Origin of the sequence: Vibrio sp. 10N.222.52.C3, assembly GCF_041474195.1 — a bacterium.
Lineage (GTDB): Bacteria > Pseudomonadota > Gammaproteobacteria > Enterobacterales > Vibrionaceae > Vibrio > Vibrio crassostreae_C.
The window spans coordinates 1-7,674 of sequence record NZ_JBFRTQ010000169.1 but is presented as its reverse complement, the minus strand read 5'-3'; the positions used below and the strand labels follow the sequence as shown (position 1 = coordinate 7,674).

The following is a 7,674-nucleotide window of genomic DNA, read 5'->3' as shown; positions in this document are numbered from 1 at the left end:
TTTTTACTTTAATTGGTATAATTCACTAGCTACCACCAAAAACTTAAGTACGATATGCACCTAATCCTAAATGGCGACTAATATAATGAGTAAGCGTCAGTAATTTGGGATTATTATGAGGTTCTTTTTTGCACTGGTTGTATTCTTTTGTTCATTTTCTCTATCAGCAACTTCGTGGGAAAAAGAGAGTCACCCTACTAAAAATTCACCCTCATCAATTGGAAGCTATGCCAATGGCTGTCTAGACGGCGCGCAGGCTTTGCCTATTAATGGTTTGGGGTATCAGATCATTCGCCCTCAAAGAGAGCGCTACTATGGCCATACAGAAGCTATAAAGTTTATTGAGAGGTTAGGAGTCACGACCAGCGAGAAGCTCAATACTAATTTATTGATCGGTGATATTTCTCTTCCCAGAGGAGGGCGCTTTTCTTCAGGTCATTCAAGTCATCAAACAGGGTTAGATATTGATATATGGCTAAGGTTAACCAGTAAGAGGTTGTCAGAGAACGAATTAGCTGTGCCTAAACCTGTGAGCGTTGTGGATCTTACCAACTACAAATTGCGTGAATCGAATTGGACCGATGATCATTTTCAAGTTATTCGTTATGCGGCGAAAGATGAAAAAGTGGTGCGTATTTTTGTTCATCCAGTGATCAAGCAAACCCTTTGTGAACAAGAAAACTCTGACGCTAATGATAGAGCTTGGTTAGGCAAAATAAGACCTTGGTGGGGACACCACTCCCACTTCCACGTTCGTTTAAAGTGTCCTGAAGGCAGTTCAAACTGCATAGCTCAAGCGAGCCCTCCTAAAGGTGACGGTTGTGGAGATGAACTTGCAAGTTGGGCTCCAAAGACTGTTCCAGTTCCACCTCCTAAAAAAGTAGCGAAAACTAAGAAAAAGAAAAAAGTTAAAGTGATGCCAAGTCAGTGTTTGGCCTTGATATCGAATAAGTAATCCTGTTCATCGAGGCTTTTTACAGTGGTACTGCCACTGGTTTTTTCGACTCTAAAACTGGAGAAATATCACACTTTTGTCTAGAGTTTATAAACACGAGATTAAGAACATCGTTTGATATTAATAAAAGCAATAACGGTATCAGCAAGGGCGATGGCGAATTTGACAAGGTTTGGTCAGGGATTGAGTGTTTTGGGGTGAAAGATGCGGCTTATATGCAGTATGCGAAATCAGAGTCTGATACCCGTCGATAGATAATTCAAGGATAAGACTATGACTATGATTTGTGCGAAGGAATTTTCAGAATGGTTAAGACATAGGTTCAACGCTGAAAGCTCGGGTATTTCAATTTCAAGAGATGACATCAATCAGCTAACAGGCAGACAACGTTTAGACCCTAGTTTCGTAAATGATGTTCACTATGAATTGATGCAGTATGGAATGGCATTTGTGACCGATACCAGCAGGGAAAACTTTTATCTTGTTCCTATAGCTCAATCAATAAACTGGCGAGAACGACTCGAATATCAATTTGAAAAAGAGCTCTTCTGCAATATTTATCCAATCGGAAAATCAGGATGAAAAAAAAGGTTCAACTTATGGTTAAGTTGAACCTTTCTTCTTTTAGGTCAAGCCTTGAATGATAACAAACTTCTCAAGTAGCTCGTCATCAGTTTCAATATGGTTTGGGTCAGTGATGATGCATTTTGTAATCGGACACACTGACTGGCATGTTGGCTTTTCATAGTGACCTTTACACTCTGTACATAAATCAGGATCGATCTCGAAGATGCTGTCGCCCATAGTGATTGCACCATTTGGGCATTCAGGATCACACATATCGCAGTTTATGCACTTGTCAGTAATTAACAGAGCCATTATTTTCTTCTCAAGTAAGTCGCTTAAGTAAAAATTATTTGCCTGATGCGTTACGTGTATCTTGGCCTTCGCTCAAGTTACGCATCAGCAAGCCGTACTCTAGATCTAGATCTGCTGGTACAGGAATAAATACAAAGTGACCGTTACCTTTCGCATCGTCGACCGCTTCAGATTTGCGGTTTTCCATAACTTCTAGTTTGAAAACAACGTTACCTTTCGGTGTCATCATTTCTAAGCTGTCGCCTACTAGGAACTTGTTCTTCACTTCTACTTCCGCTAGGTCACCACGGCGCTTACCTGTGAACTCACCAACAAACTGTTGAGTGTCAGAGATAGAGTAACCGTACTCGTAGTTTTGGTATGTATCGTGTGTATGGCGACGTAAGAAGCCTTCAGTGTAACCACGGTGAGCTAGGCTCTCTAGTGTACCCATTAGGCTTTCATCGAATGGTTTGCCTGCCACTGCATCGTCAATAGCTTTACGGTAAACCTGAGCAGTACGTGCACAGTAGTAGAAAGACTTAGTACGACCTTCAATCTTCAGAGAGTGAACACCCATCTTCGTTAGGCGCTCAACGTGTTGGATTGCACGAAGGTCTTTTGAGTTCATGATGTAAGTACCATGCTCATCTTCAAACGCTGCCATTTTCTCTTCTGGCTTGTGTGATTCAGAAAGCAGAACCACTTCGTCTGTTGGTTTACCAAGGCCTAGTGTGTTGTCTGGACGCTCATCTTGAACTTCAATGTCTTGCGTTTCTACTTCTTGAATAGCAACACCAGTAGGGTTTGCTTCAACGATCTGACCGTTTTCGTCTTCTTTCGCTGCTTCTGTTTTGTATTCCCAGCGGCAAGCGTTGGTGCAAGTACCTTGGTTTGGATCGCGCTTGTTCATGTAACCAGAAAGCAGACAACGGCCTGAGTAAGCCATGCAAAGAGCTCCGTGAACAAAGATCTCTAGCTCTGTTTCTGGGCAGTGTTCGCGAATCTCTTCGATCTCTTCAAGCGATAGCTCACGAGATAAGATCACACGCTCAACGCCTTGAGTTGACCAGAACTTAACGGTCGCCCAGTTTACTGCGTTTGCTTGAACAGAAAGATGGATTGGCATTTCAGGGAATGCTTCACGAACCATCATGATAAGACCAGGATCTGACATGATAAGCGCGTCAGGGCCCATGTCTACAACTGGTTTGAGGTCGCGAATGAATGTTTTTAATTTAGAGTTGTGCGGCTGAATGTTACATACAACATATAACTTTTTGCCTTGAGCATGAGCTTCATCGATACCGATTTGTAGGTTTTCGTGATTGAACTCGTTGTTACGAACACGAAGGCTGTAACGTGGCTGGCCTGCGTATACTGCATCTGCGCCGTAGGCGAATGCGTAACGCATGTTTTTGAGGCTTCCTGCCGGTGATAATAGTTCAGGTACAAATGGTTTTTGTGTAGTCATTGCTTCGTTCTCTAATCTGATCTCAAGTCAGGTTGATACCACCAAGTGATATCAAAGGGGCGCAAATTTTACGCTAAAATGAGTTTGGTTGATAGCCCTAAAGATAGCAATGACATTAACAAGAGGGTCTAGAGGCAGATATAAGTGAGAACTTAGTGAGAAATAAGCTCAGATACCGTTAGCACCTGAGCCTATAGTTTGACTGATTAAGCGTTAGGTTGAGTTAACCCGCCTAATGATTCAAATAGGTTTGGAAGGAAAACACTGAACTCACCACAAAGTAGAGAGAAGTCCGCATCAAAACGCGCAGCTTGATCTTCACGAGGAATATCGTCGTTTTCGTCTTTGAGCTCATCACTGAATTTTAGGCGTTTGATGCTGCCATCTTCTGCAAGAATGAATTCAATACGGTCTTGCCAGTTGATAAGAAGTTTCGTCACCATCTTATTGGCTTCGATGTGGTTTTTAATCTCATCAGCTTCTAGTTCTTGTTTCTTAACTCGAACAATACCGCCGTCTTCTTGAATAGATTTTAGTTCTGCTTCATCAAGCATAGTGATGCCTTGTGGCGTATCACCTGATTTCACCCATTCTGTAAGAGTCGTTTCGATCGCTTGCTCTGGGATAGCTGGCACTACTGGCAGGCTACCCATTGTCTTACGTAGCAATGCTAATACATCTTCTGCTTTTTTGTAGCTGCTCGCATCAACCACAATGAAACCTTCTTTTGGCATGATCAGCGCGTAAGTGAAGTTGCTGCGGCTGAATGCTCGAGGAAGTAGATCAATGATGATGTCTTCTTTTAGGCTGTCTTTCTCTTTCTTTTTCAGAGGGGTACCAGACTCTGCCTCAAGCGTTTCTACTTTTGCGTTCAATGATTCTTTGATCACAGAAGCGGGTAGCATTTTCTCTTCTTTCTTTGCACAGATAAGAATGCGGTTTTCTGATACGTGCGTCATCATATCGCCATGTCTACCCATTGCGTGTACCCAACCAAACTTCTGTTTGTCTTGGCTACCACAAGGAGTAAAGCGGAATTCTTCAAGTTGTTTCTCTAGCTGATCTGCGTTGAAATCAATATCACGGTTGAAGCGATAGACTAGGCAATTTTTAAACCACATAAATTTTTCTCATACCTTTTTAGAAGTGCTTCATGATATGAGATCTAATTCGATTTGTCCCTAGCTCTGTATCAAAAGTTATAAAGTGAAATGTTTGAGACAGTTATATGAAAATTTGTTTTCAAAGGTCACAAAAGTGTCATAATTAACTCAGATAATGCAATGCGTTGATTAAATACAAAGGCTATTCAATTATGTCGAGAAGGATTCTGGTCGTTGAAGATGAAGCACCTATTCGTGAGATGCTGTGCTTCGTGCTTGAACAAAAAGGCTACCAAGCAGTAGAGGCTGAAGATTACGATACAGCGGTAAACAAGCTATGTGAACCTTTCCCAGATCTAGTATTACTAGATTGGATGCTACCTGGTGGTAGCGGGATAAACTTTATCAAGCACATGAAGCGTGAAGAGTTAACTCGCAACATCCCAGTGGTGATGCTAACGGCTCGTGGTGAAGAAGAAGATAAGGTTCGCGGTTTAGAAGTTGGCGCTGACGACTACATTACCAAACCGTTTTCGCCAAAAGAGCTTGTTGCTCGCCTTAAAGCGGTGATTCGTCGTGTAACACCAACGGCATTGGAAGATGTGATTGATGTACAGGGCCTTAAATTAGACCCAGTATCACACCGCGTGACCGCAAGTGAAGGTCCAGTTGATATGGGACCAACAGAATTCAAAATGCTGCACTTCTTTATGACGCACCAAGAGCGTGTATACAGCCGAGAGCAGCTGCTTAACAACGTTTGGGGTACCAATGTTTACGTTGAAGACCGAACGGTTGATGTACATATTCGACGCCTGCGTAAAGCGCTTGAGTCTGCAGGTCACGATAAGCTAATCCAAACGGTTCGTGGCGCTGGCTACCGTTTTTCTACAAAGGCTTAATGTGGCTTCGCTGCCCAGTTTACGGAGTCCTGAATGGTTGAAAAGTTAACCTGGAAAAAGCTGGCTTGGGAGCTGGCTTTTTTTTACGCACCATGGGTTTTAGTCGGATGGATATTCGGTTACCTACCTTGGTTGCTGCTGACTGCTACGGTATTGCAGCTCGGCTGGCATCTACACAACCAAATGCGTTTGTCCGCATGGCTGTGGGATGAGAAGCGTCTAACTCCACCTTCAGGCTCTGGGAACTGGGAATCTCTGTTTAACGGTATTTATCGTATGCAGCAGAGACAGCGTCGCAAACGTAAAGAACTGACCAACCTTATCCGCCGTTTCCGTAACGGTGCAGAATCGCTTCCCGATGCCGTTGTGGTATTTCGCGGTGAAGGCAATATCGTTTGGTGTAACAAGCTAGCTCAGTATTTGCTGGGCTTTCGTTGGCCAGATGATTCAGGTCAACCGATCTCGAATTTGATTCGTACTCCAGATTTTATTAAGTACCTTAATAAGCAAGATTTCTCTGAGCCATTAGAGATGCCTTCTCCATTGAATGTGGAGCGTATGCTCGAGCTGCGTATTGTGCCGTATACCGAGGGGGAACACCTGATGGTGGTACGTGATGTGACCCAGCTTAAGCAGTTAGAAGGCATGCGCCGTAACTTCTTCGCTAACGTTTCTCATGAATTGCGTACGCCGATGACCGTCCTTCAAGGTTACCTTGAAATGACCGAAGATCCAGACATGATCGTTGGCCCAATGTGGACCAAGGCGCATGGCGTAATGACTGAGCAGCTCAATCGAATGAACAGTTTGGTTAATCAACTACTCACGCTTTCGAAAATTGAAGCGGCGCCAATGCATGAGTTGGATGAAGTGGTCAACGTTCCGGCGATGCTTGAGGTTCTTGAGAAAGAAGCGGCGAGCCTTAGCGGTGAGCGCGAACATAAGCTTGAGTTTGATATCGATAAGAGCCTACGAGTTCTTGCCGATGAAGACCAATTGAGAAGTGCGATATCGAATTTGGTTTATAACGCGGTTAAATACACACCCGCAGGTGCAACGGTCAAAGTGCGTTGGTATCAAACCAGCCAAGGCGCGTGCTTAGATGTGTCAGATACTGGTGATGGTATTGAGCCTCAACACTTACATCGACTCACAGAGCGCTTCTATCGTGTAGATAAAGCCCGCTCTCGTGATACCGGTGGTAGTGGTCTTGGATTAGCGATTGTAAAGCATGCGCTTAGCCACCACGATTCACATCTCGAAATTCAAAGTGAAGTGGGCGTCGGCAGTCGTTTCCATTTTACTTTACCAAATCGACTGACCGTATCATGAGTTGTTCGATACGCAGGATGCATTTTCCAGTCAGCTCATTATTAGCGTTTGCTTTAGTTAACCCTGTGCATGCCGAACAGGGTGTCGATTCTCTTCCTGATTATTCTAAGGTTCCGGGAATTTCTGGGAGCTTATTATCGGTCGGTTCGGATACCTTAGCGGGTATGACGACGTTATGGGTGGAAGAGTTCAAGTCCTACTACCCAAATGTTAACGCTCAAGTCCAAGCATCGGGTTCTTCTACTGCTCCTCCAGCCTTAACCGAAGGGACTGCACATCTAGGGCCAATGAGTCGTCCGATGCGCCTGCGAGAAATTGAAGCATTTGAAAGGGAGCATGGATATAAGCCAACAGCACTGCGAGTTGCTATCGATGCGATTGGGCTTTTTGTGCATCGTGATAACCCTATTGAGGGGCTTAACTTTCGTCAGATTGATGGCATTTTTTCTGAGACATTACGCTGCGGAGCAACAAGGCCCCTCAATAACTGGCAAGATCTCGGAATCGATCAGCCATGGGCGAAACATCGATTCCAATTGTTCGGTCGCAATTCTGTATCGGGGACTTATGGATACTTCAAACAGAATGCACTGTGCGGCGGTGACTTTAAAAATCGTGTGAATGAGCAACCTGGTTCGGCTTCAGTCGTTCAGTCGGTCGCTTCATCCATCAGTGGGATTGGCTACTCAGGTATTGGCTATCGTGTCGCTGGCGTTAAGTTAATTCCTATTGCTGAGCATGGTTCTGATTATGTAGAGCCGACTCGAGCGAATATCTTGAGCGGTGATTACCCTCTATCACGCTTTCTTTACGTATACGTGAACAAACACCCAGATAAACCGCTTTCTCCCGTTGAAAGAGAGTTCCTTACTTTTGTATTCTCAAAGCAGGGACAAGAGCTTGTAGAAAAAGATGGTTATTTAGCGATACCGTCTGAGTTCGCAGAGCAAGAATTGGCAAAAGTCGGGCTCTAATTCAGGCTACGACAAACTTAGAAAAAAACGTATGAACAGCTTGCGCGTCGCAAGCTGTTTTTATTGTGCGCCGAGC

8 protein-coding genes are annotated in these 7,674 nt (G+C 44.0%); 5 read left to right on the top strand and 3 right to left on the bottom strand.

Annotation, left to right across the window (positions count from 1 at the left end; all coding sequences use genetic code 11):
• Positions 1-115 precede the first annotated feature (115 nt).
• Both mepA and AB4517_RS20935 read left to right on the top strand, forming a co-directional pair.
• Positions 116-955, top strand: a complete 840-nt coding sequence (gene mepA, locus AB4517_RS20940) for a penicillin-insensitive murein endopeptidase (RefSeq protein WP_029235577.1) — start codon at positions 116-118, stop codon at positions 953-955.
• A gap of 273 nt (positions 956-1,228) precedes the next feature.
• Positions 1,229-1,537: a hypothetical protein gene (locus AB4517_RS20935; RefSeq protein ID WP_017062536.1), complete on the top strand. Its 309-nt coding sequence runs from the start codon at positions 1,229-1,231 to the stop codon at positions 1,535-1,537.
• 42 nt (positions 1,538-1,579) lie between these two features.
• On the opposite strand, the gene AB4517_RS20930 is transcribed toward AB4517_RS20935, so the two are convergent.
• From AB4517_RS20930 to rdgC, 3 genes are all read right to left on the bottom strand, one after another.
• Entirely contained in the window at positions 1,580-1,834 is a 255-nt protein-coding gene (locus AB4517_RS20930; RefSeq protein WP_004735061.1) for a YfhL family 4Fe-4S dicluster ferredoxin, read from the bottom strand.
• 34 nt (positions 1,835-1,868) lie between these two features.
• Positions 1,869-3,287 (bottom strand): tRNA 5-hydroxyuridine modification protein YegQ, encoded by a 1,419-nt coding sequence (gene yegQ / locus AB4517_RS20925; RefSeq protein ID WP_017062848.1) that lies wholly within the window; start codon positions 3,285-3,287, stop codon positions 1,869-1,871.
• A 206-nt stretch (positions 3,288-3,493) separates the two neighbouring features.
• Positions 3,494-4,408, bottom strand: a complete 915-nt coding sequence (gene rdgC, locus AB4517_RS20920; protein ID WP_017062534.1) for a recombination-associated protein RdgC — start codon at positions 4,406-4,408, stop codon at positions 3,494-3,496.
• Between the two features lie 194 nt (positions 4,409-4,602).
• On the opposite strand from rdgC, the gene phoB reads away from it, so the two are divergent.
• Genes phoB through AB4517_RS20905 form a run of 3 tightly spaced genes read left to right on the top strand, consistent with a single transcriptional unit; the run spans position 4,603 to position 7,598 of the window.
• Positions 4,603-5,292 (top strand): phosphate regulon transcriptional regulator PhoB, encoded by a 690-nt coding sequence (gene phoB / locus AB4517_RS20915; protein ID WP_004735064.1) that lies wholly within the window; start codon positions 4,603-4,605, stop codon positions 5,290-5,292.
• A 33-nt stretch (positions 5,293-5,325) separates the two neighbouring features.
• A complete protein-coding gene (gene phoR, locus AB4517_RS20910; protein WP_372149776.1) occupies positions 5,326-6,624 on the top strand; it encodes a phosphate regulon sensor histidine kinase PhoR in 1,299 nt (432 codons plus the stop codon).
• Complete coding sequence (locus AB4517_RS20905; protein WP_032548820.1) at positions 6,621-7,598, top strand: PstS family phosphate ABC transporter substrate-binding protein; 978 nt, start codon at positions 6,621-6,623, stop codon at positions 7,596-7,598. Before phoR ends, AB4517_RS20905 begins: the two co-directional genes overlap by 4 nt.
• Positions 7,599-7,674 lie beyond the last annotated feature (76 nt).